The 25,701-nt window shown below is 45.1% G+C and carries 22 protein-coding genes; 9 read left to right on the forward strand and 13 right to left on the reverse strand.

The features are described 5' to 3' along the window. Nucleotides 1–47 precede the first annotated feature (47 nt). Nucleotides 48–1,046 carry a dihydroxyacetone kinase subunit DhaK gene (locus tag A3KS_RS0108680; RefSeq protein WP_026394599.1) on the forward strand — a complete coding sequence of 333 codons (999 nt, stop codon included), beginning with the start codon at nucleotides 48–50 and terminating at the stop codon, nucleotides 1,044–1,046. Nucleotides 1,047–1,048: 2 nt separating this feature from the next. Continuing rightward, on the forward strand, nucleotides 1,049–1,927 hold the full coding sequence (lsrF, locus tag A3KS_RS0108685; protein ID WP_026394600.1) for a 3-hydroxy-5-phosphonooxypentane-2,4-dione thiolase: 879 nt from the start codon (nucleotides 1,049–1,051) through the stop codon (nucleotides 1,925–1,927). A gap of 57 nt (nucleotides 1,928–1,984) precedes the next feature. Here lsrF and lepA read toward each other — a convergent pair whose 3' ends face one another. Beyond that, entirely contained in the window at nucleotides 1,985–3,790 is a 1,806-nt protein-coding gene (gene lepA / locus A3KS_RS0108690) for a translation elongation factor 4 (protein WP_026394601.1), read from the reverse strand. Between the two features lie 178 nt (nucleotides 3,791–3,968). On the opposite strand from lepA, the gene rpsT reads away from it, so the two are divergent. Further along, complete coding sequence (gene rpsT / locus A3KS_RS0108695) at nucleotides 3,969–4,235, forward strand: 30S ribosomal protein S20 (RefSeq protein WP_026394602.1); 267 nt, start codon at nucleotides 3,969–3,971, stop codon at nucleotides 4,233–4,235. 374 nt (nucleotides 4,236–4,609) lie between these two features. Here rpsT and holA read toward each other — a convergent pair whose 3' ends face one another. Together holA and A3KS_RS0108705 are read right to left on the reverse strand one after the other, a co-directional pair. After that, complete coding sequence (gene holA / locus A3KS_RS0108700; protein WP_026394603.1) at nucleotides 4,610–5,626, reverse strand: DNA polymerase III subunit delta; 1,017 nt, start codon at nucleotides 5,624–5,626, stop codon at nucleotides 4,610–4,612. 67 nt (nucleotides 5,627–5,693) lie between these two features. Further along, nucleotides 5,694–8,114, reverse strand: a complete 2,421-nt coding sequence (locus tag A3KS_RS0108705; RefSeq protein ID WP_026394604.1) for a DNA internalization-related competence protein ComEC/Rec2 — start codon at nucleotides 8,112–8,114, stop codon at nucleotides 5,694–5,696. Between the two features lie 191 nt (nucleotides 8,115–8,305). Between A3KS_RS0108705 and A3KS_RS0108710 the strand changes: the two genes are divergently transcribed. From A3KS_RS0108710 to A3KS_RS0108725, 4 genes are all read left to right on the forward strand, one after another. After that, nucleotides 8,306–9,244, forward strand: a complete 939-nt coding sequence (locus A3KS_RS0108710; protein ID WP_051355760.1) for an alpha/beta hydrolase — start codon at nucleotides 8,306–8,308, stop codon at nucleotides 9,242–9,244. Between the two features lie 15 nt (nucleotides 9,245–9,259). Next, entirely contained in the window at nucleotides 9,260–10,882 is a 1,623-nt protein-coding gene (locus A3KS_RS0108715; RefSeq protein ID WP_026394606.1) for a putative manganese-dependent inorganic diphosphatase, read from the forward strand. Nucleotides 10,883–10,916: 34 nt separating this feature from the next. Next, complete coding sequence (locus A3KS_RS0108720; RefSeq protein ID WP_026394607.1) at nucleotides 10,917–11,747, forward strand: FMN-binding protein; 831 nt, start codon at nucleotides 10,917–10,919, stop codon at nucleotides 11,745–11,747. Nucleotides 11,748–11,876: 129 nt separating this feature from the next. Continuing rightward, entirely contained in the window at nucleotides 11,877–12,257 is a 381-nt protein-coding gene (locus A3KS_RS0108725; protein WP_026394608.1) for a helix-turn-helix domain-containing protein, read from the forward strand. 183 nt (nucleotides 12,258–12,440) lie between these two features. Here A3KS_RS0108725 and A3KS_RS0108730 read toward each other — a convergent pair whose 3' ends face one another. Further along, complete coding sequence (locus A3KS_RS0108730) at nucleotides 12,441–13,070, reverse strand: redox-sensing transcriptional repressor Rex (RefSeq protein ID WP_026394609.1); 630 nt, start codon at nucleotides 13,068–13,070, stop codon at nucleotides 12,441–12,443. A gap of 148 nt (nucleotides 13,071–13,218) precedes the next feature. Here A3KS_RS0108730 and A3KS_RS20620 point away from each other — a divergent pair, with 148 nt between their 5' ends. Further along, a complete protein-coding gene (locus A3KS_RS20620; RefSeq protein ID WP_035355759.1) occupies nucleotides 13,219–15,153 on the forward strand; it encodes an ABC-F family ATP-binding cassette domain-containing protein in 1,935 nt (644 codons plus the stop codon). A gap of 62 nt (nucleotides 15,154–15,215) precedes the next feature. Continuing rightward, nucleotides 15,216–15,449 carry a hypothetical protein gene (locus A3KS_RS0108740; protein WP_026394610.1) on the forward strand — a complete coding sequence of 78 codons (234 nt, stop codon included), beginning with the start codon at nucleotides 15,216–15,218 and terminating at the stop codon, nucleotides 15,447–15,449. Nucleotides 15,450–15,552: 103 nt separating this feature from the next. Here A3KS_RS0108740 and groL read toward each other — a convergent pair whose 3' ends face one another. The 9 genes from groL to rarD all read right to left on the reverse strand — a co-directional run bounded on the left by groL (nucleotide 15,553) and on the right by rarD (nucleotide 25,671). Then, complete coding sequence (gene groL, locus A3KS_RS0108745) at nucleotides 15,553–17,184, reverse strand: chaperonin GroEL (RefSeq protein ID WP_026394611.1); 1,632 nt, start codon at nucleotides 17,182–17,184, stop codon at nucleotides 15,553–15,555. A gap of 30 nt (nucleotides 17,185–17,214) precedes the next feature. Further along, nucleotides 17,215–17,499 (reverse strand): co-chaperone GroES, encoded by a 285-nt coding sequence (gene groES / locus A3KS_RS0108750; protein WP_026394612.1) that lies wholly within the window; start codon nucleotides 17,497–17,499, stop codon nucleotides 17,215–17,217. A gap of 235 nt (nucleotides 17,500–17,734) precedes the next feature. Then, nucleotides 17,735–18,748, reverse strand: a complete 1,014-nt coding sequence (gene tsaD / locus A3KS_RS0108755) for a tRNA (adenosine(37)-N6)-threonylcarbamoyltransferase complex transferase subunit TsaD (protein WP_026394613.1) — start codon at nucleotides 18,746–18,748, stop codon at nucleotides 17,735–17,737. 172 nt (nucleotides 18,749–18,920) lie between these two features. Continuing rightward, complete coding sequence (locus tag A3KS_RS0108760) at nucleotides 18,921–19,634, reverse strand: TIGR01906 family membrane protein (RefSeq protein WP_026394614.1); 714 nt, start codon at nucleotides 19,632–19,634, stop codon at nucleotides 18,921–18,923. Continuing rightward, a complete protein-coding gene (gene rimI / locus A3KS_RS0108765) occupies nucleotides 19,627–20,070 on the reverse strand; it encodes a ribosomal protein S18-alanine N-acetyltransferase (RefSeq protein ID WP_026394615.1) in 444 nt (147 codons plus the stop codon). The genes A3KS_RS0108760 and rimI overlap by 8 nt, the downstream gene beginning before the upstream one ends. Then, on the reverse strand, nucleotides 20,067–20,753 hold the full coding sequence (gene tsaB / locus A3KS_RS0108770; RefSeq protein WP_026394616.1) for a tRNA (adenosine(37)-N6)-threonylcarbamoyltransferase complex dimerization subunit type 1 TsaB: 687 nt from the start codon (nucleotides 20,751–20,753) through the stop codon (nucleotides 20,067–20,069). Before tsaB ends, rimI begins: the two co-directional genes overlap by 4 nt. A 132-nt stretch (nucleotides 20,754–20,885) precedes the next feature. After that, nucleotides 20,886–23,489 carry a glycoside hydrolase family 3 C-terminal domain-containing protein gene (locus A3KS_RS0108775; protein WP_026394617.1) on the reverse strand — a complete coding sequence of 868 codons (2,604 nt, stop codon included), beginning with the start codon at nucleotides 23,487–23,489 and terminating at the stop codon, nucleotides 20,886–20,888. A gap of 239 nt (nucleotides 23,490–23,728) precedes the next feature. Beyond that, the gene (gene proC, locus A3KS_RS0108780) at nucleotides 23,729–24,544 is read right to left on the reverse strand and encodes a pyrroline-5-carboxylate reductase (protein ID WP_026394618.1); all 816 of its coding nucleotides are present in this window, start codon (nucleotides 24,542–24,544) and stop codon (nucleotides 23,729–23,731) included. A 239-nt stretch (nucleotides 24,545–24,783) separates the two neighbouring features. Next, nucleotides 24,784–25,671, reverse strand: a complete 888-nt coding sequence (rarD, locus tag A3KS_RS0108785; RefSeq protein ID WP_026394619.1) for an EamA family transporter RarD — start codon at nucleotides 25,669–25,671, stop codon at nucleotides 24,784–24,786. Nucleotides 25,672–25,701: the final 30 nt, after the last annotated feature.

Below are 25,701 nucleotides of genomic sequence, written 5' to 3' on the forward strand. Positions count from 1 at the left end.
TATTCGATTTATACTTTTAATAATAAATTTATAAAGGGGAAAATACAATGACGATGAAAAAGTTTATTAACAATCCGGATAACATTACCGCGGAATTATTAGAAGGTCTGGCTCTGGCAAACCCCAAAATTCTTGAGGTGACTGACCACAATCTGATCATTAACAAGGGTCTGGCAACTGCCGATCGAGTTACCATTGTCACCATCGGCGGGGCTGGTCATGAACCCGCCCTGGAAGGCTTTGTCGGCGAAGGGATGATCGACATTTCGGTTGTTGGAGATATTTTTGCAGCCCCCGGTTACAAGGCGGTGGTGGAAGCTCTGAAGCTGGCCGATAAGGGCAAGGGCGTGCTTTTTGTGGTGCTGAACCATGCTGGCGATATGCTGGCTGGTGACCGGACCATGAAAGAAGTCGAAAAATTGGGCTTAAACGTCATCAAGGTGGTCACCCAGGAAGATATCGCCAATGCGCCCCGCTCCGATGCGGCCAACCGGCGGGGCCTGGTAGGCTGTGTGCCTCTGTATAAGATCTGTGGCGCCGCAGCCGCTCAGGGCAAATCTTTGGCCGAAGTGGCCGCCATTGCCCAGAATTTCGCCGACAATATGGCTACCATTGCCGTGGCCTGTAAAACCGCCACCCATCCCCAAAATGGCGCATCCTTTGCCGATCTCGGTGAAGATGAAATGGAAGTTGGTATGGGCCAGCATGGCGAAGGCGGCGGCGGACGCCAAAAAATGGCCAGCGCCGACGAAACCGCAGTAATCATGGCTGAGGCCTTGGTCAAGGATCTGGATCTGAAAGCTGGTGAAGAGGTAATGGTCATCGTCAACGGCACCGGTGCCACCACGATCATGGAAATGTTGCTGGTCTTCCGTCGGGTTCACAAATATCTCAGTGAAAAAGGTATTAACATTGTCGCCAGTTGGGTTGAAGAAGTTTTAACGGTGCAGGAACAGGCCGGTTTCCAGCTTTTCTTTGCCCGAATGAATCCTGAGAATCTGGCCTATTGGGAAGCCCCAGCCAAAACCCCCTATTTGAGTCGCTAGTTATGGCTGATCAGGATTCAATCAAAAAAGCCAAAGACTTCGGCTTTGACCAGCCTATGGAAAAACGGAATTTTCATGTCAAAGGGATGGACGATGTGGATTGGGGGATGAAAACCCGGCTGTCAAAAATATTTGATCCCCACAGCGGTCATACTGTGATGCTGGCTTTTGATCACGGTTATATCATGGGGCCGACCCAGGGATTGGAGCGGATGGATCTGGCCATCCCACCGCTCCAGGACTATGCCGATGTCCTGATGGCCACTCGGGGGGCACTGCGAACCTGTATCCGGCCCGATCACGGCAAGGCCATTGCGCTGCGTTGTTCGGCCGGGAGTTCGGTCTTAAAAGAAGATATGAGCAAAGAAATCATCGGCGTCAATGTTGAAGACGCGATCCGGATGAATGCCACCTGTATGGCGATTCAGGCCTTTATCGGATCTGAAAACGAATGCCAGAGCATTGAAAATATTATCAAAACCGTGGATGCCGGCAACCGCTACGGCATCCCCACTCTGGGCGTGGTGGCCGTAGGTAAAGAGATGGAACGAACCACCAAGTATTTTTCCCTGGCTACCCGGATGCTGGCTGAATTTGGGGTCCAGATTGTCAAAGTCTATTACTGTGATAACTTTGAAGAAGTCACCGCGGCCTGTCCAGTCCCGATTGTCATCGCCGGCGGTAAAAAGGTTCCCGAACAGGAAGCCCTGGAAATCACCTATCAGGCCCTTCAAAAAGGCGCCGCCGGAGTTGATATGGGCCGTAACGTCTTCCAGGCCGACAACCCGGCGGCGATGATCCAGAGCATCCGCAAGGTTGTACACGAAAAGTTCACCGGCACCGAAGCCTTTGAATTTTATACGGATCTTTCTTCCCATTAATAACGTAAAAAAGCTGTATTGGATAAGCAGTTCATCCGATACAGCTTTTTGATTTGATTAGGAATCCAGTTTAAGAACCGCCATAAATGCTTCTTGTGGTACTTCAACGTTACCAACCTGACGCATCCGCTTCTTGCCCTCTTTCTGTTTTTCCAACAGTTTTCGTTTACGGCTGATATCCCCACCATAACATTTGGCCAAAACATCTTTACGCATCGCTCGGATCGTTTCGCGGGCGACCACCTTGGTGCCAATGGCGGCCTGAACCGGGATTTCAAACATTTGCCGAGGAATTTCTTCCTTTAATTTTTTGGCGATCAGCCGTCCCCGGTTTGCCGCCTTATCCCGGTGAACAATAAAGGAAAGGGCATCGACCAGTTCCCCATTCAACAGAATATCCAGTTTAACCAGATCTGAAGGCCGATATTCTTTGATGTCATAGTCAAAGGAGGCATAACCCCGGGTCCGGGATTTAAGGGCATCAAAGAAATCATAGATAATCTCATTCAGGGGCAATTCATATTTCAGGATGACCCGGTTTTCTTCAACATAATCCATGGTCAGATAAACGCCCCGACGTTCCTGACACAATTCCATTATCGCACCCAGATATTCGGACGGCACCATGATGTCGGCATTGACAATCGGTTCTTCCATGGTTTTAATTTCGACCGGGTTGGGCAGATTAGAAGGATTATCCACCCACAATTCGGTGCCATCGGTTTTGACAACCTTGTAAATAACACTGGGGGCCGTGGTAACCAGATCCAGATTGAATTCCCGCTCCAGCCGTTCCTGAATGATCTCCATATGGAGCAGTCCCAGGAATCCACAACGGAAACCAAAACCAAGGGCCATTGAAGTTTCGGCTTCATAAAGCAGGGAGGCATCGTTTAACTGCAGTTTGGCCAGGGCTTCTTTCAAATCTTCATAGCGGGAGCCATCGGCTGGATAAATCCCACAGAAAACCATGGAGGTCACTTTTTTGTAACCCGGCAAGGGTTCTTTGGCCGGATTTAGGGTTTCGGTAATGGTATCCCCGACCCGGGTATCCCGAACGTTTTTTATCCCGGCGTTGACATAACCAACGTCACCTGCGCAGAGTTCGTCAATGGGAATCAAACCGCTGCCAAAAACGCCAACTTCGTTAACGTCAAAGGTTTTTCCAACGGCCATCATGTCAATTTTCATGCCTTTACGGATTTTTCCCTGAATAACCCGAACTGAGGCAATAACCCCCAGATACTGATCGTAATAGGAATCAAAAATCAGGGCCTGTAGCGGTGCATCGACATCGCCGGTTGGTGAGGGTACTTTTTTGACAATCGCTTCCAGCACTTCCCGGATGTTGAGACCGGCCTTGGCTGAAATCAGCGGCGCATCCTGGGCTTCAATGCCAATAACATGCTCTATCTCATCCTTCACCCGCTGGGGATCGGCACTCAACAGATCAATCTTGTTAATGACCGGAATCACTTCCAGATTATTCTCCAGCGCCAGATAAACATTGGCGATCGTCTGGGCTTCAATTCCCTGGGAGCCGTCGACAATCAATAATGCCCCTTCACAGGCGGCCAGACTGCGGGACACCTCATAGGTGAAATCCACATGGCCCGGGGTATCAATCAGGTTTAAAATGTACTCTTCACCATCATCGGCGGTATACAGCAAGCGGACGGCCTGAAGCTTGATGGTAATGCCCCGCTCCCGTTCGATATCCATATTATCCAAAAACTGTGCTTCCATATCCCGTTTGCTCATCATCCCGGTATCTTCAATCAGTCGATCCGCCAAAGTTGACTTACCATGATCAATATGGGCAATGATGGAAAAATTTCGTGTATGTAATTGTTTATTTGTCAATTTTTAGTCCTCTACTTTCAAATCTATATCAATGGTTGAAATGTTCTGTAAATCCCTTGTTTTTATACCTAGATCAATATTCTATCAAGAAATATTTTTTTTGTCACGTTTTTTCTTGATAATATTCTTTAAATGTGTTAGAATTGCTATGTTATAAATAAATGAGGGGGGTGAACCCATGGCTAACATTAAATCGGCTATGAAACGAGCTAAAACAAATGAAATCAGTCGTCTGCGAAATAAGATGGTAAAAACTAATCTTAAGACTTCTGTAAAGAAATTTGATCTTGCAGTTACTGAAGGTAACGTAGAAGCAGCGCAGGAAGCTTTTCGTTTAGCAACAAAGAAAATTGATATGGCTGTTACAAAAGGTGTTTTACATAAAAACACAGCAGCACGTAAAAAAAGTACTTTGGCTAGAATCATGAACAAGATGACTGCTTAATTACCTCATTTATATATTCCCAAAACCCGTGTCTCTAGGGTCTATCCAAAGATGTACTTACTCAGGTACATCTTTTTTTGCGTGAAAGCAACGAGTTCCCCTCTTCGTACCGGTGCGAAACGTTGTCAATATACTACCGTACCGACCAATTGTTAATCTGTTGTTCGCTGCGCCATGCGAAATCCGCTGTGCTCCTTTCGCATTGGTCGCGGGCAGTCGCCAACTACAAACCAGCTTGTGATTGGCTCGTTGCCTGCGCGCAGGATCGGACAGGTTTATCAACCTGTTCGCCCCGACTCGTACAACATGATGTAACAATTGTCGGTACTAGGTTAGTTTGATAATCTAACGCATCGGTATGAAGCGTTCGGGATTTAACCAATCTTCATCAAAAATAATTCCAAGGCAAAATTCTGATCAATTTCCCCCAGTTTCATCTGGGCATCCAGATCTGCGCCGATGACCATGATCTTCCACAAATTGTCGATGGGATAGCTCTTCCCATTTTTTAATATCTTATTGACAATAAAAGGGGCCAGCTTCATTTCTGTCGCCACTGTTTTGGCTGGCAAGCCCCGGGCAGTATATATCTTGACCATCAGAAGCATCCGGATTTGCCGCAGCAGCAGACTGAAAACCCCAAAGGGGGATTCTCCTTCCAGATAAAAATGGTTAAGCATCAGCAGGGCCTGATCTTTTTGACCGCTGATGGCATAGTCGATGAGCTTGAAGATCCCTTCCTCAATGGACTGGGGCAAGATCAGCAAGATATCTTCTTTACTAATCTCATTGCGGTCGCCGGTGTAATCAATCAGGCTGTTGAGTTCATTATCAACCATCTCCATGGTTTTTTTCTCATTCATTAAATACATCGACCGCTGGATAAAAAGCTCTAATTCGGCACGGTTTATTTTTTTCCCGGCATTTTTGACCCGACGGATGATCCAGGCCTGCAGATCACTGGCATCGAGTTTTTCAAACACCACCAGGGAACCAGCTTTGGTCAGACTTTTGTACAGTTTTTTGCGTTTGTCCGGCTGTTCCCAATAGATAATCAACAACGTCGACGGACAGGGTTTCTCCAGATAGGCAGTAATCCGATCCAAATCCTTTTTATCACTAATCTTATCGAGTTGCGCTTCTTCCCGAACAATGACCATCCGCTTATTGCTCATCATTGGCAGGGTTTCACAGGTGGCCAGCAGTTCTGAAATATCCAGATTTTTATCGCTATAAGTGGTCAGATTCAAGGGCTCCAGACCCTTGGCCAATTCTGTGCCGACTAGCGTTTTTTCCATCATATGACCGATGTACTGTTCCGGGCCGGTGAATAAATAAACCGGGCTGATCTGCTGATTTTTCACACTTTTACTGAGTTCTTTATAATTCACAACGTTTCTCCATTAATTTAGGTTAGGTATTATTATTGATTGTTATTATTGTTTAGTCTTCTAAAATTTAATTTACATAGTTTTTGATATCGATATATTCGCCGTTGCTGATAATTTCCACAGCCCCCTTCTGGTCGGTTCGCAATGCGGTGATTGCTTCCTCGTCGAGGCGATCCATCACCTCGTCGCTGGGATGGTTAAAAGAATTATTAGCGCCCACCGAAATCACCGCTGTTTCTGGATCAATAGCCTGAATAAATTCCTGAGTGGACGAGGTTTTGCTGCCATGATGCGGGATTTTGATAATCTGGAAATCCCGCGCAGCACTAAGGACTTGCATTTCTGCGGCCAGCTGTTTTTCGACCTCGGCTTCAATATCCCCGCATAACAGCAAATTGATATTGCGATAGGAAATCGTCATCACCAGCGAAGCATTGTTCTGTTGTTCATCCTCTTTAGCAATTATCCGTCCATCTGGATTATACACTGTAATGGTCACGCCGTCACTCCCTTCAATCACCGAGCCCTTTTTTAATAAGGACACCGGGACCAGCTGCTGATTGAGAAGCTTTTCATTATTTGTCTGGACACTCATAAACAGATTCTTGACCGGATAGCCGTCAAAGATCAGTTCTTCAACCCCCTGGCTATGATCGACATGATTATGGGTTAAAAAGATGGCATCCAACTCATGGATATTTTTGGAATGTAGGGCCGGATACAGCACCTGATCGGAAACCCGGTTCGATCGTTCGAACAGATAACCGCCCCCATCGACCAGATAAGTAAGCCCGCCCGGGGTCTCAATCAGAATGCTGTCGCCCTGACCAACATCCAGCACCGTTACCACCAGGTTTCTGGGAATCAACGGTGTTGCCAACACAACCAGCAGCAGCCCCAGCGCTAAACTCATCACGGTGTTTCGAACATAGGGCTGGCGGAGATAAAAATAGCCTGAAATCAGAAAGACCAGCAGTAAAAATAGCCCCGTTTCAGCCAGCGATAATCCGCCCCGGTTGATTCCCAGGATATTTGCGGCCGCACCCAGGTCATTGATTCCGTCCAGCACCACAATGATCGATTCCCCCAAAAACGTCACCGGTACTGACAAAATCGGGGCTAAAAAAGGAACGATGGAAACAATCCCCAGAAATCCTATCCCCGCCAGCAAAAACACACCGATCAACGGAACCACCAGCAAATTGGAAAAGAAACTCATCAGTGTAAAGCTATTAAAATGGTAAAGCAAAATCGGCAGAGTACCCACCGTGGCGCAAAAAGTCAGAACCAGCCCCTGAACCATCGGTCCCGGTTTACTTTTATGATGTACCCGCTTTTTATTACGGCGTTTTTCATAAGCATACAGCAGCGGACCATAAAACAGGATAATCCCCAGCACCGCGCCCATCGATAGTTGGAAACCGGCCTGAAAAAGCTGGGCCGGCCAGATTCCTAAGATTACCAATCCGGCCAGACACAGCTGATTCAAGGCATCCCGCTCCCGATGTAGGCCCTGTCCCCAGGTCAGGCACAAAAGCATGATCGAGGCCCGGATTACCGGCGCAGCAAACCCGGTGATAGCGACGTAAAACAACAAAGCCGGGGCCAGAAAAAGTACCCAGTAGCGCTTGTTGATTTTTATGGCCATTAACAGAAACGACAGTACCAGGAACACGTAGCCGACATGAAGTCCAGACACCGATAAAACATGGGTGACACCGGCATCCTGAAAGCGCTTTGCCAGATCCTCATTAATATTTTTTTCACCAAATACGACCCCTTTGAGCAAATCTGATACATCCGCAGAAAAGCTGGCATCAGATTGATTCTCCAAGGCTCTTTTTATACCTAATATCTGGTAATATAATGTCGTCTCCTGACCGATTTTTTCAATGTTTTCCGGTTCGATCGTCAGCAAGCCATCAATTGACAGGGATTTGAGATACAGCTGATAATCAAAGCCGCCGGGATTTCTTTTGCCGGCCGGTTGGGACAACTGGCCCTGTAATAATAGCACGTCACCGGGGGCCAGGTCCAATTGCTGCTTTTCATCGTTCTTTGACACTTCCTGTTCCGCCGTTGTATCCTCATCAGCCGGATAATAGATGGTCGCCCTGATCCCTGTCACTCCCTCGTGACGATTGTTCTCATCAGTGGTAGCCACCAACTCTTTAGCCGTCAGATTGATGGTTAACCGATTTTCGGTACGGATCGGATAATCAGTTACCACGCCAATCAGAGAAACGTCTTTTTGATAAAGATTTTCCAGCACATCCGTATCCGAGAAGACCCCGTAGCCTAAAAACGCGCCTAACCCGAACAGTCCCAGGACAAATACTGTCTGGGTTATTTTGATTCCCCTCAAAAAAAACGGCATCCCGATTAGCAAAGCAACAAAGCCCAGCAGCGCCCAAACTGGAAAGCGGTAATAAACCGCGACAATCCCCAGACAAAGGGTGACAAATCCCCATAATAACGGTCGCTTCATTTAAATAGGCTTAACCGATCGATTATTGCCAAGTACCGTTAATTTCATTTTCAATACCCCTTATCCAACGATTTTTATTTTAATTATACACTGATTATCTTTTTTTTAGTACCGGGAACCCTGTTTTTTTTAAGATATTTTGTTATAATGAGAAAATAGATTAAAAGACAACTTGAAAGAAGGGATCGCAAATGATTGATTTAACTACCAATGGTTTTTACGCATCCGATGAGGCGAAGCTGACTTATTACGAAACCCCCTGCCCGGCCGAACCAAAGGGTGTTGTGCTGATCGTTCATGGCATGGCTGAGCATGCCCGACGCTATCTTGAATTTATGGATTTTCTATATCAACATCACTACCTGGCTGTGATCCACGATCAGCGAGGCCATGGCCAAACCGGCAAAGACTCCGGTGATCCGGGCTTTTTTGCCAGTGGCAATGGTTGGGCCCGGGTTGTCTCCGATGTCAAAGAAATCTCGGGGATGCTCAAAGATACCTACCCCAATCTACCGCTGTTTATTATCGGACACAGCATGGGTTCGGTGGTAACCCGAACTGCGGTCATCGACTACTCCGAACTCTTCCAAGGGGCGGTTATTATTGGCACCACTGTCGGCATCAGCAATTTTATGCGCAAAGCCGCCAGCCTCATTGCCCGCCGGGAGATCCGTAAGAAGGGCGAAAAAACGCCATCTAAACTACTGTCCAATCTTTCCTTTGGCAGCTATAATAAAAAATTCAAACCCAACCGAACCGAGTATGATTGGATCTCCATGAGTAAAACCAATGTGGATGCCTATATACAGGATACCCTGTGTGGTTTTACCTGTAGCGCCGGATTTTACCGGGACTTATTCTATGGTCTTGACTACACCACCAAAGATGCCAATCTAAAAAAGATCCCCCACGACTTCCCGATGCTTTTTTTAGCCGGCCGGGATGACCCCGTCGGCGGTATGGGCAAAGAAGTGACCCAGATTACCGAACAGCTAAAGAAAGTCGGGATCTTGGATGTTGATCTGATTCTTTATCCACTGATGCGCCATGAAATACTCAATGAAGATAAACGGGATCTTGTCTACGCAGATGTGCTGCGGTTCTTAACTACTCATTCACCATCTGAATAAAAAGGAGGTCCAGCGATGACCCAGAAAATATATGTTTTTGGACACCGGAATCCAGATACTGATTCCATTTGTTCCGCCATTGCCTACGCCCAATTAAAACAGGCTCTGGGCCATACCCAGGTCTTTCCGGCCCGATTGGGCCCCATCAATAAAGAAACCCAGTTTGTTCTGGATACCTTTCAAATCGACTTACCCGAACTGATCAAGGACGTCAAACCCCAGGTTTCGGATCTGGTTCTCACCGATTTTTCGATGGCCTGTGAAAATGACTCGGTCTCTAAAACGATGGGGCAGATTATTGATCACCCCGGCCGCTCCCTGCCAGTGATCAGTGATGACGAAAAACTCATCGGCATGGTTTCACTGTCGGACATTATCCCGGCCTACACTGATGCTTTCTCAAAATCGCTGCTCCGGAACAGCGAAACCCCCCTTGATAATATCATTGAATTGCTGGAAGCCCAGGTTTACGGATCAATCAAGTCCGAACTGGTCCAGGGAGATGTTTATACCATCACCGAAATCACAGCGGGCCAGACCTTAAGCAGTCAGGATATTCTGGTTACTGTTCAGCAAGACATCTACATGAACCGGGCTTTTGCCACCGGTGCCGGGATCATCATTGTTTCCAATGCATCGTCGGACATCGTCTTTCAAATCCCCGATGACTACCAGGGTGCGGTCCTGATTGTGGCCTTTGGTCCCTTTGAAGTCATCCGGCTGCTTTGCCAGGGGATTCCGATCAAAAAATACTACCAGAAAAATCATCTGGAATATTTCATGACCTATGAAACCATTGATGATGTTAAAAAAAATATGCTGACCTCTGATCACGAGCGATTCCCGGTGGTAAATGTTGACGGTAAAGTCATTTCAACTATTTCGCGCAGCAACCTGATCGACTTCAGCCGAAAAAAAGTAATTCTGGTCGACCACAATGAACGCAATCAGTCGATTATCGGGGTGGAAGAAGCCGAGATCATCGAAGTCATCGACCATCATCGGGTGGCCGAAATCCAAACCGCCACACCGCTGTACCTCCGTATTGAACCGGTTGGCTGTACGGCAACGATTGTAGCTAAAATGTACCACGAGCATAAAATCGTCATTCCCAGAGATATGGCCGGATTGATGCTCAGTGCGATCATCTCGGATACACTACTTTTTAATTCGCCCACCTGCACCAAAGATGACCGGAGCATTGCCCGGGAATTGGGTAAGATTCTTAATATCGATGTAAAGAGTTACGGTGAGAAAATGCTGGTTGCCGGCAGTAATTTAAAAGAAATGCACCCCTCCGAAATCATTTCCACCGATCGGAAGCTATTTACCATGGGGGCCTATAAAATCGGGGTGTCGCAAATTAATACTGGAGATTTCCGGGGTATTTTTGACAAGCTGGATGGTGTTCTACAGGAAATGAACAACTTATGTGAAGAAGAGAGTCTCGACCTGGCCATTTTAATGGTTACTGACATTATTTTAGGCGGAACCGAGTTGATTATCGCCGGGGATGCCAAAAACCTTGCCCAGCTGGCTTTTGGTTTCCAGCCGGGAGAATTCAGTAAATACATGAATGGTGTTTTTTCGCGAAAAAAACAGATTGTACCGCCGCTGATGAATGCCTCCGCCTATTAGGATTTAAGATAGCAACGAAACATTGGTGATAAAAATGCTAAAAAATAAATTCAACTATCACACTGGCCTGCGGCTGATAATTTTTTTCCTGATCGCAGCATTGATACCACTTTTATTAACCGGTTGTGCGGAAAAGGAACTGATCAACGATCCCGCAACCGGTTCAATTTTACCTACCGAAAATTCAGAATCCCTAATGGACGGCCAGTATTCTGCGTCTACAAAATATTATGATACTAGGGGCTATGCTCAACAATTGAACATTTTAATTAAAAACGGAATAATTACTCGGGTAAACTTAAAAGAAATCGACAAAAATAAAGCTGATCGCCTGACTGTCGAGGGCTCTGATAAAACCTGGACTAATCTGGCTGTGGCAAATTTAGGCACCCTCTATCTGCGACTCTATAATGAACTGCTGCTGTCCCAGAATCCTGATGAAATAGACGCGATCTCTGGGGCGACCCAAACATCTGAGCGATTTGTTGATTTGTCCGCGGCAATTCTAGATCTGGCTGAAAAAGGTGATCATGAACCAATAAAAATTGATACCTTCGATACTTATTCAATCACCAGCGCTGCTGATCACGATGGTTATCAGGGATTCCTTCAAGCCTCATTTAATGGGACAACGCTGGTCTCCCTGAATTATGATGAAATTATAACCGAAGACGGAAAATCAAAACGTAAATCAACTGATTCCTCAACAGGCACAGAATTTAATGCTTTATTTGACACTATAACCAAGACCGCCGTAACCACTCAATCACTTGAATCCCCATTTCCAGCCAATGAACCGGCCCCAGAAAAGGTCAAATACGGTGAATGTCTGCGGCTACTAAGAGAAGCAAGAGCGCCCTTTTGATGCTTTATCCCTTTAAGATTTATTCCTTAAATTCAACCGCAAATCTTGACAAATGTTAAAGACATGTTATAATTAATCAATAGGCAGTGCATTTATGCCAACAATTCTAAACTGAAAGAAGGTGAAAAAATGGAAAATAATACTTTTGGTAGTCGATTAAAGGCGTTGCGGATTTCGAAACGATTAACTCAGGAAAATTTTGCCAATCTTTTCTATCTCAACAAAAGCTCCATCTCCAAATACGAAAAAGATAAGAATTTACCGGAAAACCAATTACTGATAAAGATCGCAGATTTTTTCGAAGTTTCTGTTGACTATTTATTATGCAGAACCGATCAGCCAAAACTTTTACCAAGCAACCCCAAACCGATGACCTGTGAAGAATTTTTAAAATCTTACGTTTTTTCCAACGAAGAAGTGGATTCCTTCTCTTCTTACTTCTCTTTCCCGGAAAGCTATAAGCAAGAAGTCCTGGATTTTATCAATTTCAAGAGTTCCAGCGGAAAGTAAGTCAAAAACTACGAAAATCATGTTGAAATAACTTGTTATAAAACAAAAGAAACACGCCAAACGTGTTTCTTTTTTGTTTTTTCGTTAAATCCTACTTAAATAGCAGTATTTTTTCGCCAAAATATAAAGAGTCTGATATAAATCAAACTCTTCCCTATTTTACAGCATTTTACAATTAATCTCTTATTCCCCCAACAGGTAGGTTAAGGTGAACAAGCTGTCTGTGATGTTCACATTTTCGACCACAACATCACTGGGTACGTCTAAGTCCAATGGACTGAAATTAAGTATGCCTTTCACACCCAATTCAGTTACCTGGGTTGCCACCTTCTGTCCCACCTCCCGGGGTACACATAAAATGGCAATATCGATTTCATTCGCCTTGATAAATTCATCAAGCTCGTCCATATGTTTTACAACTACACTACCAATGACAGTACCAACCGTTAATGGATCAACATCGAATACACCTTTTAGAATAACGCCTTCCCGCTTAAAACGTTCATAGTTTGCAATGGCATGACCCATATTACCGCCACCGATAATAATGCAATTATATTCGCTATCAAGACCAAGAATCTCTTTGATAGCCTCCTTTAATTCCCCGACATTATAGCCATAACCCTGTTGACCATAACCCCCGAAAGAATTTAAATCCTGTCGAATTTGAGAAGCTGTCAGTCCCATTAAACTTGCTAATTCCCGGGATGATATTTTTTCGATATCATTAAGCTGTAAATCACTTAAATATTGGTAATACTTTGGCAACCGTTTAACAACGGTCATAGATACTTTTTTTGAGAAGCGATGCATGATAACTTCTCCTTTCTTTCGGATAATCAATTAATTATATCAATATGTACCAATTACGTCAAATTATTCATTTTAATTTGCAGTTTTTTTTGATAGAATAGTAAAAGTGAACTCAAATAACTGAACAAAAACGAAAACAGGTGATATAATGTTAATCAATATAGAAAATTTGCATTTTAGTTACGGCATTCATGAAATTTTCAATGAACTGAACCTATCTATCAATGAAAAAAAACAAATTGGTCTCGTCGGACGGAATGGAACCGGTAAATCAACCCTGCTCAAACTGATTACCGGTGAACTGGTTCCTGACACCGGACGAATCAGCAAAAAAAACGGGCTAACCATCAGCTATTTATCTCAGGAGTCGAATATCGCTGAGAACACCACTTTAATTGAGATGCTCACGGATGTTTTTAAGCCGCTGATTGAAATGGACCAGCGGATGAAGGTGATCGGTGATGCCATTGTTCACTCTTCCGGCGCTGAACAGGAAAAATTGATGCTGGAGTTTGGCGAACTGCAGGAAAGCTTTGCTGAACAACATGGTTACGAATATCCCAGCCGGATCCGCGGCGTCATCAACGGGCTCGGTTTTAAACCCGAAGATCAGGACAAAGCCTTCTCGATGCTCAGCGGCGGTGAAAAAACCCGGGCTACCCTGGGCCAAATCCTGCTTCAGGAGCCGGAACTGCTCTTATTGGATGAGCCCACCAACTACCTCGATATCGATGCCCTTCAATGGCTGGAACAATATCTGAAAAATTACCCCGGCACCTTTATCATCGTATCTCATGACCGCTATTTCATCGACAAGGTCTGTACTTCAATCATCGAGGTAACGCAGCAGCATGTCAAAGAATATCATGGCAATTATACCCAATATGCCATTAAAAAACGCCAGGATATGATGGAACAGAACCATCAATATCAGCAGCAGCTGAAAGAAATCAAACACCAGCAGGAAGTCATCGACCGGTTCCGGGCCTATAACTCCATTAAAAGCTCCAAACGGGCTTCCAGCCGGGAAAAAGCCCTCAGTAAGATTGAGTTGCTTGACAAGGTCGAAACTGCTCATAACAGCCATTTCAGCTTTATCCCCCGGGTTAAAAGTGGCAATGACGTTTTGGCAGTAACCGGGATCAAAAAATCCTTTGGCGATCGTCTGCTTTTTCAAAATATGAACTTTGAAATTCATCGGGGTGACAAAATCGGCATCATTGGTCCCAATGGCGCCGGCAAAACTACCCTCTTTCGCATTTTGCTGAACAAGTTGGCCGCCGATGCCGGCGAAATCCGGCTTGGCCAGAAGGTCCATATCGGCTATTTCGATCAGGAACATCAGGCACTGAAGAAATTCTACAATGAAAATCTGCTGGAAGCCCTGTGGGATGTCGATTCAAAACTGACTGAAGGCGAACTTAGAAATATTCTGGCGGCCTTTTTATTTGTCGGCGACGAGGTCTTCAAACCGATCAACACCCTGTCTGGCGGTGAAAAGGCCCGGTTATTGCTGGCACGGCTGATGATTTCTCAATCTAACTTCCTGCTGATGGATGAACCGACCAACCATATCGACATGGATACCAAAGAAATCCTCGAAAATGCTTTGAGCCAATATGAGGGCACCCTGCTGTTTATCTCCCATGACCGGTATTTTTTAAACCGGATTTCAACCCAGATCTACCAGTTTTCAGCTGATGGAATGGAAATCCATCTGGGTAACTACGACGACTATTTAAAACACAAAGCCGATGCCTCCGAACGGGAAGCTGTTCTGACTGAAGAAAATAAAACGATTATAACCAAAACGCAACAGAAAACGGATCGTAAGAAGCAAAAAGAAGAGGAAGCCCGCGTTCGGCTCTTAAAAAAACAGGTTAAAGAAATTGAAGAAGCCATTCTGGTGATAGAACAAGAAATCGAAGCCATTGAATTGACCATGTGCGCTCCAGATTTCTACGATAACCTCACCCTGGCCTCAGAAATCAATCTTTCCTATGAGGATCTCAAACAGCAATTATCCGAACTCACCGATTCCTGGGAGCTCGCTTTGATGGCCCTGGAAACCGAGTCGCTTTAACGAATAACTTAATTTAAAAAGGTTTTGTTAAATAAATTTTCAATAACTATTTGGAGGAACAAATGGAACTGACTACGAATGAAAAAAGAGTGTTAAATACCCTGTTTAAAGACGTCAAAGGGACTACCCGCAATACCATGCTGATTGCCCTTTATGCTGCCAAACCAACCGATGATGAATCCCCTGATGCCCAGGCCATGATCACGTTGTTAAATGGTCTGATTGTTAAGCTGGCGGAATTGGAACAGCCCGAAATGGAAGTCCTATTCGCTGGCATCCCCTACGATGTTAACTAAACGCTTCTAAAAACCCAAAACAAAAGGCAGCCTCGCAAGAGACTGCCTTTTTGATTGCTTAGATTTAATTATCTGCGTTTATCCAACTCATGCAGCCTGAGGCTTACATCATTGGCATTCCGCCCATGCCACCTGGCATTCCGCCCATACCGGCATCTTCGCTAGGAAGATCAGCAACCGCTACTTCAGTCGTTAAGAACATTGCTGAAACGCTGGCAGCGTTTTGAATTGCCGAACGGGTTACCTTGGTTGGGTCAATGATTCCCGCTTTAAACATATCAACAAATTCGCCTTTTGCCGCATCATAACCTACGCCAATCGCTTTACCAGCCATTTGTGAAACGATAACTGAACCTTCAAGGCCAGCATTTTCGGCAATTTGTCGCATTGGTTCTTCAATTGCCCGACGGATAATGTAAGCGCCGGTTTTTTCGTCGCCTTCCAGGGTTTCAATTAACGCGTCAACCTTTGGAATCGCATTGATGTAGGCTGTACCACCACCCGATACAACGCCTTCTTCAACCGCTGCTCGAGTCGCATTTAAAGCATCTTCGATCCGGTATTTGATTTCTTTCAGTTCAGTTTCGGTGGCTGCACCAACCTGGATAACAGCTACGCCGCCTGATAACTTAGCCAAACGTTCCTGTAATTTTTCTTTATCATATTCAGAAGAAGTTTCTGGAATCTGTGCTTTAATCTGACGGATTCGTTCTTCAACTGCGTCTTTGTTTCCACTGCCTTCAACAATAATGGTATCTTCTTTGTCAACTTTTACCTGACGGGCACGGCCTAATTGTTCGATGGTTGTGGTTTTTAATTCTAAGCCTAGTTCGTCAGAGATAACTTCTCCGCCGGTTAATGCGGCAATATCAGCCAGCATTGCTTTACGACGATCGCCAAAGCCTGGAGCTTTTACTGCGACACAGTTAAAGGTTCCCCGTAATTTATTAACAACCAGAGTTGCCAGGGCTTCGCCTTCAACATCTTCAGCAATGATTAACAGCTTGCTGCCAGTTTGAACAATTTGTTCTAAGACTGGTAAAATTTCCTGGATGTTGGAGATTTTTTTGTCGGTGATTAAAATATAGGGATTATCCAGGATAGCAACCATTTTTTCGGTGTCAGTGACCATATAAGCCGATAAATAACCACGGTCAAATTGCATCCCTTCGGTAAATTCCAGTTCAGTACCCATGCCTTTGCCTTCTTCAACCGTGATAACACCATCATCGCCGACTTTGTCCATGGCTTCGGAAATCAGTTTTCCAATTTCGGCATCAGCGGCAGAAATAGAGGCAACCTGGGCGATTGCTTCTTTGCTTTCGATTTTTTTGCTGTTTGCTTTTAATTCTTCGACAACAGCCGCAACTGCTTTTTCAATCCCTTTTTTCAGGACCATTGGGTTTGCACCGGCAACAACGTTGCGGTTACCTTCACGGACAATCGCCTGAGCCAATAAGGTTGCGGTGGTTGTTCCATCACCAGCGACGTCATTTGTTTTGGTTGCGACTTCTTTAACCAATTGAGCACCCATATTTTCAAAGGCATCTTCCAGTTCAATTTCCTTGGCAATGGTTACCCCATCATTGGTGATGGTTGGTGAACCGTATGATTTGCTGAGAATGACATTTCTCCCTTTTGGTCCTAATGTCACCTTAACGGTATTTGCTAATTTATCTACACCAGTGATCAGTCCTGCTCTGGCGTCTTCACGAAATTTAATCTCTTTAGCCATATTATTTTCCTCCTGTTTTTTTAAATTTTATTATTCTACGATTGCTAAAATATCAGCCTGACGGATGATTAAAAACTCTTCATCGCCAATTTTTACTTCATTCCCGGAATATTTGGAATAGATTACTTCATCATCTACCTTAACATCCAATGGCACTTTTTTGCCATCAATAATTTCGCCAGTTCCGACTGCCACGACTTTACCCTGCTGTGGTTTTTCCTGGGCAGATCCTGGTAAAACAATTCCACCTAAAGTTTTTACTTCTTCAGCTTTAACTTTAATTACTACTTTGTCACCTAAAGGTCTTAAACTCATTTTTTCCTCCATTTGATTATATTGGGTACACTGTACCTTTTATTTCATTTATTAGCACTCATTCATCTTGAGTGCTAATAGTATTTTAAATGATTTGCAGGTTGATTGCAAGTATTTTTTCCCTTTTCGTTCATCTTAATTTTTTTTAAGATTGTTTTAATTTTTAAAGAGGGTACATTTCTCTTTATATAAATGTGTTTACCCTTTTATCGTCAGGCAGTATTTCCTGACTCCTTTACTGCCGAGTGCCAATTTTTAGACCCGGGATGCCGTTGAGACTCAGGTCACTCTCTTCGCCATTGATATAATTATAGTAAGCCATTGAGCCGATCATAGCCGCGTTGTCGGTACAGAGAATGGGATCGGGATAGTACAGGGTCATGCCCGCATCGGCAGCGGCCTGTCCCATCATTGTTCGCAGTAGCGAATTACAGGACACCCCGCCGGCCATACAGATGGTCTTCATGCCGATACTGTTAGCGCAGGCAATGGTTTTACTCACCAGCACCTCAACGACAGCCAACTGAAACGATGCGGCTACATCATCGGGATTGACCGCTTCGTTTTTCATTTTCATGCCGTTGAGGTAATTCAGCACTGCTGACTTTAAACCACTGAAGCTGAAATCATAGCGGGTTTTATCCAACATCACCCTGGGAAAAGCAATAGCCTCCGGGTTGCCATTCTTGGCCGCGACATCAATGGCCGGGCCACCGGGATAACCCAACCCCAAAACCCGGGAAATTTTGTCGAAAGCTTCACCTGCGGCATCATCGATGGTTCGTCCCAGCACCTTGAAGGTCTGGTAATCTTCCACCAGGACCAGATGACTGTGGCCTCCGGATACCACCAATGTCAAAAAGGGCGGCGCAAGTTCCGGAAATTGCAAAAAATTAGCCGCGATATGGCCTTCAATATGGTGTACGCCAATCAGCGGCTTGCCAAGACTGTAAGCTATTGCTTTGGCGGTGGAGAGACCAATCAGAAGCGCTCCCACCAAACCGGGACCGTTGGTCACGGCAATGGCATCCATCTCGGCCAGGGAAAGCTGGTTTTCGGCCAGGGCTTCGTCGATAATATAGGGCAGTTTAGTGACATGGTTGCGGGAGGCAATCTCTGGTACCACGCCCCCATATTTCTGATGAATATCAATTTGGGAATAAATCCGGTTGGTCAATATTTTCCGGCCATCTTCCACGATGGCCACGGATGTTTCGTCACAGGATGTCTCAATACTAAGAATTTTCATGTTTACCTCGATTAGAATTACTCGTTATTTGTACTTCAGTTTATCTCCATACTACCGCACCGACCAATTGTTAATCAGTTGTATGCGCACAATTCGTACAGGCTATCGCCGTGTTCGCCTTGAGGCACACAACACGATGTAACAATTGTCGGTGCTACTTCTTATGAGATATCTACTTTTTATTTATCACCATAATATTAACTTTTTTTAATAACACGAGCCCCGATCCCAGGGTGGTGAGTCCCAGGGGGACCAGGATGTAGATGACCATCCGGCCGATCATGGCGAAAAAGAAGGGCTCGGGCACAATCCAGATCAGTCGGTCGGTGGAGGGGTCCATGATCCATAAGTCATTGGCAAAAAACAGCTGGTGGAATAGAATGAAGGTGTTATTAAAATTAAAAATAAAACTCGCACCAACAATCAGCAATACCACCATAAAAGTGGCTGATCCGTAAAACAAGGCCTTGATGATGGCCTGATGATCGTATTTTAAAAGCATCAGAAAGGCTATCAGCGCCAGAATCAGAGCAGCGTCCCGGAGACCGAGAAAGAATAACAGCAGGTTTCTGACATCATCCATATGGGTGATTTCTTTGTCATTGAAAATCGAAACGCTGTCGACAACGTTTTTGGCATTTTCCCGAGCTAAACGGGCTTTGATATCAAAATCCTGCCGGTCGCCCTTGAGATAGCTGATAATTTCATCTACCACCAGCTCCATATCCGGGGGATAAATACCAGTGTTTTCAGTAACCTGATTTTTCCACATTTGATCCATGTAAAAAGCTTTGTCAAACACCGCCACTTCAATGCCACTGATAAAAATAATAACCGGAAATAGTATTCCCAACAATACTGCAACTATTTTGATGGTTTTATTCAAGTCCATACCTCCACATGATGATTGCGTCTTTTCCCGGGCCATAGTAATCTTTGCGTCGGCCTTCCCGGGTAAACTGGTTTTTTAGATAAAAATTTATGGCCGGCTGATTATCCCCTCGGACCTCCAGGGTCATCGCCACACAGCCTTTCGCCAGCGCCTGGGTCAGCATCGCATTCATAATATTTTGTCCCACCCCGGTCTGGCGATAGTCTGCCATGACCGCGATATTGGTAATGTGAGCTTCATCAATCACCTGCCAGAAGCCGCCGAAGCCAATAATTTCACCATCCACTTCGGCGACAATATAATTGGAAAGGATGTTTTTTGTTTCCGCCAGATAGGAATCCTGGGTCCAATTATGTGAAAAGCAGGCCTGATCCACCTTAAAAACGCCGGGCACATCCCGGGACTCCATCAGTCGATAATGGATCCTCATTTTTTATGCTCTTCGGCGTAGGAAGGCCGGATGTAAAAAGGTTCCACTTCCCGGTAATGGCTGGTCTCCCCCTTCAAGGCCCGCTCCAGGACCAGGGCACCGGCAGACGAGGCCCGGTTCATATTGAGATAATTGGGGACAATCCGTGCGGTGGGGATCGCTTCTCGCAGGACCTGCGAAAAGCGGGGCAACCCATCGCCTAAAAAATAGATGGTCTCATTTCGCCCTTGTAAAAAAGTAATGAGTTCATCTATTTCCATTACCGCATCAGCCAGATCTCGAACCAGTTGGCCGTTTTCAAAATGAAAAACGCCAGTATAGGTCTGGTTACGCTGGGCATCCAGAACCGGACAGATCAGACCATCAGCAAAGGGAATATTCATAGCCAGACTTTCCAGGGTGGATACTCCTACCACCGGCTTATTCAGGGCCTGAGCAAATCCTTTGACGGTCGCCATGCCAATCCGCAACCCGGTAAATGAACCGGGACCGGAAACAATGCCGAAAACATCAATATCCTGAATCGAAAGACCCCCATCACTGAGCAAATGATCGATGGCAATCATCAGTTTTTCGGAGTGTTTTTTTTGATGATTGATAATCATTTCGCCGACTAGTTTTTCTTCATTTAATATGGCAACCGATGCCACAATGGTGGATGTATCAATGGTGAGTGTATTCATCTTTTATCTTTCCTTCTAGCTTATTATATTATAAAACTTAACTTGGTTATTTGAAAAAAGTCCAACAGCTTTACAAAGAGAAGGTACCGATTATGGCTTAGAACAAATCGGTACGCTTTCTCATTAATCATCTTATTTCTTTTTTTGCTTTGCCAGTGCTTTGAGATCCCGATCGATATCCTTAAGCTTTTCGTCGGAGAAAAAATCATCAGGCAGTAATTTCTGAGCCTTATCAAAGCAGATCCCCATTTTGATGGCCATTTGCAGATAGTCACTTTCAAAGGTTTCATCGCCAAAATAATTTCTGAGAATTTTCATGACATCCTCATCTTCGACCAGATCCCGGACTTTGGACTGGATGCAATAGTATTCTTCTTCATTGCCGCCGAAAAGACTTTTGAAAAAGCCCTTTTTCTTCTCAGTACAATTAACCAGCTTTTCGAAGGTAATTCCTTCCAGAGACTGATCTGAATTGACCAGTTCAATAATCTTATCAATACACTCTTCGGTGAAGATGCCATTGGAAAACTCGACCAGTTTGCGCAACGGGGTGTTGGCCAGCATCGTCATAAAAAAGTCATCTTCTCTGGTCTGGTCATCCCCCATGATCTCTTCAAACCCCGAGAGCAGCAGTTTTAAGATGGTCTGTCCCCGCTCGGTTTTTTCAAAATCGCTGAGATAGGATAACAGGTTGATCGGATGGATCAGATCTTTGGTAATCTGAACCGGATAGACAATCGGTAAATCCCGACTGGATGACCCGATATAGATCTGGTGACTGCCTGATTCATGTTCCCAGGATTTAGTGGTGGGATTGTAATAGCTGAAATCACTGAGTCCCAGCTCAAAACTGACCTCAGCCGATCGCCCTGCCGGGATGAAGACCTTTTTAAACCCGCGCAGTTCCCGCAGCGGCCGCAGAATGGCGGTATCCGATTTTCCCGTGTATAGCTGAACAATTTCTTTACCGTTCATTACGCCAGTATTGGTAATACGACATTTAACGGTAACCCTTTTTTCGGCGTCGATTGTTAACGCTGGTTCATCAATGAGTTCATAGTTAAAATGAGTATAGCTAAGCCCAAATCCAAAAGGGAAGCGGACCTTCTTCTTCGTAAAGTCGTAATAGCGGTAGCCGACAAAAATACTTTCGCCGTAAACTACCTCATCATGGATTCCCGGGAAATTAATATAAGCCGGGGTGTCTTCCAACCGCATTGGAATGGTTTCCGCCAGCTTGCCGCAGAAATTATTTTCGCCAAATAAAAGTTTGGCAATGGCATCGCCACCCGCCTGACCGCCTAAAAACATCTCGACGATGGCCTTGGGCTGGTTTTCCCAGCTCATATCCACGACACCGCCATTCTGAACAATCACCACGGTTTCAGGTTGGGCCTTGCAAATCTTACGAATCAGGGCAATCTGTTTTTGAGGCAGATGCAAATGAGTCCGGTCATAACCTTCCGACTCATCGTGGTCCGGAAGGCCCACAAATAGTAAGGCCATTTCGGAGTTTTTCGCGACCTCAACGGCCTGTTCGCTCAGATGGATCTGCTCCACCACCTCATCATGGATATAGCCCTGATGAGGGAACAGCTGAATTTCGTCACCCACCAATTTTTTAATCCGTTCATAGGGTGAATCGATATGGTAGGGATTTATTTTTGAACTGCCGCTGCCCTGATAGCGGGGATCAAAAGCCATACTTCCAATAATCGCCAGCTTCTTGATTTTGGTCCGATCAACGGGCAGAATACACTCTTCATTTTTAAGCAGTACCATACTTTCAACCGCCGCCAATTGGGCGATTTTATGATGCCCCTTTGGTTCAATTTCCAGATCTGTAACGTAGTTTCGGCGGTTTTCCCTGGCCTGAAAAGAAAAGCGAATCAGCCTTTCCACCATTTCATTCAGAATGGTGACTTTCAGCTTTCCTTCTTTGATCCGGTCAAATATTTTCTGATTATTGACACCGCCATTGCCAGGCATTTCCAAATCCATTCCGGCGAAAACTCCTCGGACCCGGTCATAAACAGCACCCCAGTCGGACATGACGATCCCGTCAAACCCCCACTCGTTCCTTAGCAGTTGAGTCAGAAAATAATTACTCTGGGAGACAAACTTGCCATTGATGCTATTATAGGAACACATCACCGCCATCGGTTTTCCTTCTTTGATGGCGATCTCAAATGGTTTTAAATAAATTTCCCGCAGCGCCCGGATATCAATCTTTTCGTCCACAGTCATGCGCCGGGTTTCCTGATTGTTGGCCAGATAGTGTTTGACTGTCGTTCCCACGCCATGATCTTTAGCGCCAAGAATAAAACTTTTTCCCAATCGACCCGACAACAGCGGATCTTCTGAAAAATATTCAAAATTACGTCCGCACAGGGGTGATCGCTTGATATTGATGCCGGGTCCTAAAATCAGATCGACACCCAGACTCCGGGCCTCCAGCGCAATGGTTCGGCCCACAAATTCGAGCAGCCCTTCATCCCAGGAACAGGCCGAGAGTACCGCCGGTGGAAAACAGGTGGCCGGTTTACCCTGGGGGATCCCCAGTGCGCCTTCATTTTCAATCACCCGCATACCATGGGGACCGTCAGCCATAAATACCGGCTCGATGCCGTATTTGGAATAACTCACGGTTTCCCAGTCGGTTCGGCCCGAACAAAGGGAGACCATTTCTTCCAGACTCATATTTCTTCGTATTTTTTTAATTAATCCTTCATCCATGATAAATCATCTCCTTAATGGATTAACCAAACTTCACAACAACCTTTGATTTTATTAAAGGGTTCAGACTGTCAAAAAAGATAACCCAGTACCGACAATTGTTACATCATGTTGTACGCATCGGAGCGGACACGGCAGAGCCTGTCCGATTCCGCAGCGAACAACGGATTAACAATTGGTCGGTACGGTAGTTTATTGACAACCTCTAACTAAAGGGTTAGTTTTATGCTATTTGTACATTAATCTTGTTTCTTGCTCATTGCCAATGATTTTCTGGCACAGGCGTCAACGGCTGAAATGACAGCGTCTCTAAAGCCTTTAGCTTCCAGAACCCGGACGGCTTCGATGGTGGTTCCCCCGGGGGTACAGATCTGATCTTTCAGTTTCCCGGGATGTTCGCCGGATTCGAGGACCAGTTTGGCGGCACCATAAACCGCCTGAGCTGACAAGCGATAGGCCTGATCCCGGGGAAATCCATGAAGGACCCCACCATCGGCCATGGCCTCAATCAGCAGCATCGTATATGCCGGTGCTGAGCTGGCGATTCCCGGCACCACATCCATCAGCTTTTCACTGATGATTTCGGCTTTTCCAAAGCTTTCAAAAATCGTGATAACATCCTGGATATCTTCTGGAGTCATATGTCCATCCGGACACAGGGTCGAATCGGATTCTCCGACAAATGCCGGGGTACTGGGCTGGGTTCTGATGACTTTAACATCTCTGCCCAAAAATTCCTTAATGTCTTCAAAACCAACACCCACCGCAATCGAAATAATAATCACTGATGGTTTGATACACCCGGCAATTTCCTCCAGCACCTTGCCATATAAAAAAGGTTTCACTGCCAAAACCAGATAGTCGGCCTGGGTCGCCACGGCTACATTGGAATCCTGAATATTAACCCCATATTCTTCACCAACCTGAGCCCTGGCTACGTCCGAGGGATCAAAGCATAAAATATTTTCCGGAAGGAATAATTCCCCCTTCACCAAACCACCAATCATAGCCTTTGCCATGTTTCCACAACCGATAAAACCAATATTATTTTTCACGTTATCTCCTCAGTCATATGCTAATCAGCTGTTTGCAGGTCTGCCACGAGTGATGCGTTTATCCAAGGATACTCATGTCGCACGAGTCATTGCTACGCTGATTGATTTTTAGTGCCAAGATTCTTTAATCTTTATACCCTCTATTTTAGACTTTAATTCAACCCAGTGCAAACCTAAAATGGAAAAACCCACTAATTCTTAAATTAATGGGTTAATCATATAATTTTCGTTTGTCAATTTTATAAATCCGGTTCAACAATTTCTTTGCCACCATTACGGATCTTCGAAATGGTAAAGATGATTAATGCTACCCAGATAAATCCGAAGCCAATCAGATCCACCGTTGAGAAGACTTCGCCGTAAACAAAGACGCCAAGGAACAGCATGATCGTCGGGGTAATGTATTGAAAGAAGCCCAGCAGTGAAAAAGATATTTCCTGGACCCCTTTAGCATACAGCAATAACGGAATGGCGGTGACCACGCCGGCTAAAACTGCCAATGTTGTCACCATCGGATTACCTAAAGCAATAACACCCTGTCCCTGGCTTTCGATATAAAGAATCGCCACAAAGGCAAATGGTGCCACCACAGCGGTTTCCAGAATCAGCGAAACAATCGGACTAGCATCCAGTTTCTTTTTAAAGACGCCATATAAGGCAAATGTGAGTGCCAGAACAATCGCCACCACGGGAAATTTACCGATTTTTAAAGTAATAAAAACGACCCCGACCAAAGCCAGCAAGACTGACAAGCTTTCCCATTTATTGAATCGTTCCCCAAAGAACAGGGCGCTGAACAATACCACCACCAGTGGGTTGATATAATATCCCAGACTGGCATCAATAATAAAATTAGCATTGACAGCCCAGATATAGGTGTACCAGTTGAGTGACACCATAATCCCACTGAGAATGCAATAAATAAATCGTTTCTGGTCTAACAGGATGGTTTTTATTTCCGGCCATTTTTTGATGATGGTGACAAAAATCACACAAAAGATGAAGGACCAGAAAATGCGCGAAGCCAGGATGTAAAGCGGCGACACTTCTTTCAGTGCCTTCCAATAAATCGGGAGGATTCCCCATAAAACATATGCCATCATGGCGCTGATAATACTCTTTTGCATGGTAGCCCTCCATAAAATTTTCTGCGATTA

Source organism: Acetobacterium malicum subsp. dehalogenans DSM 11527 (assembly GCF_000472665.1).
Lineage (GTDB): Bacteria > Bacillota > Clostridia > Eubacteriales > Eubacteriaceae > Acetobacterium > Acetobacterium malicum.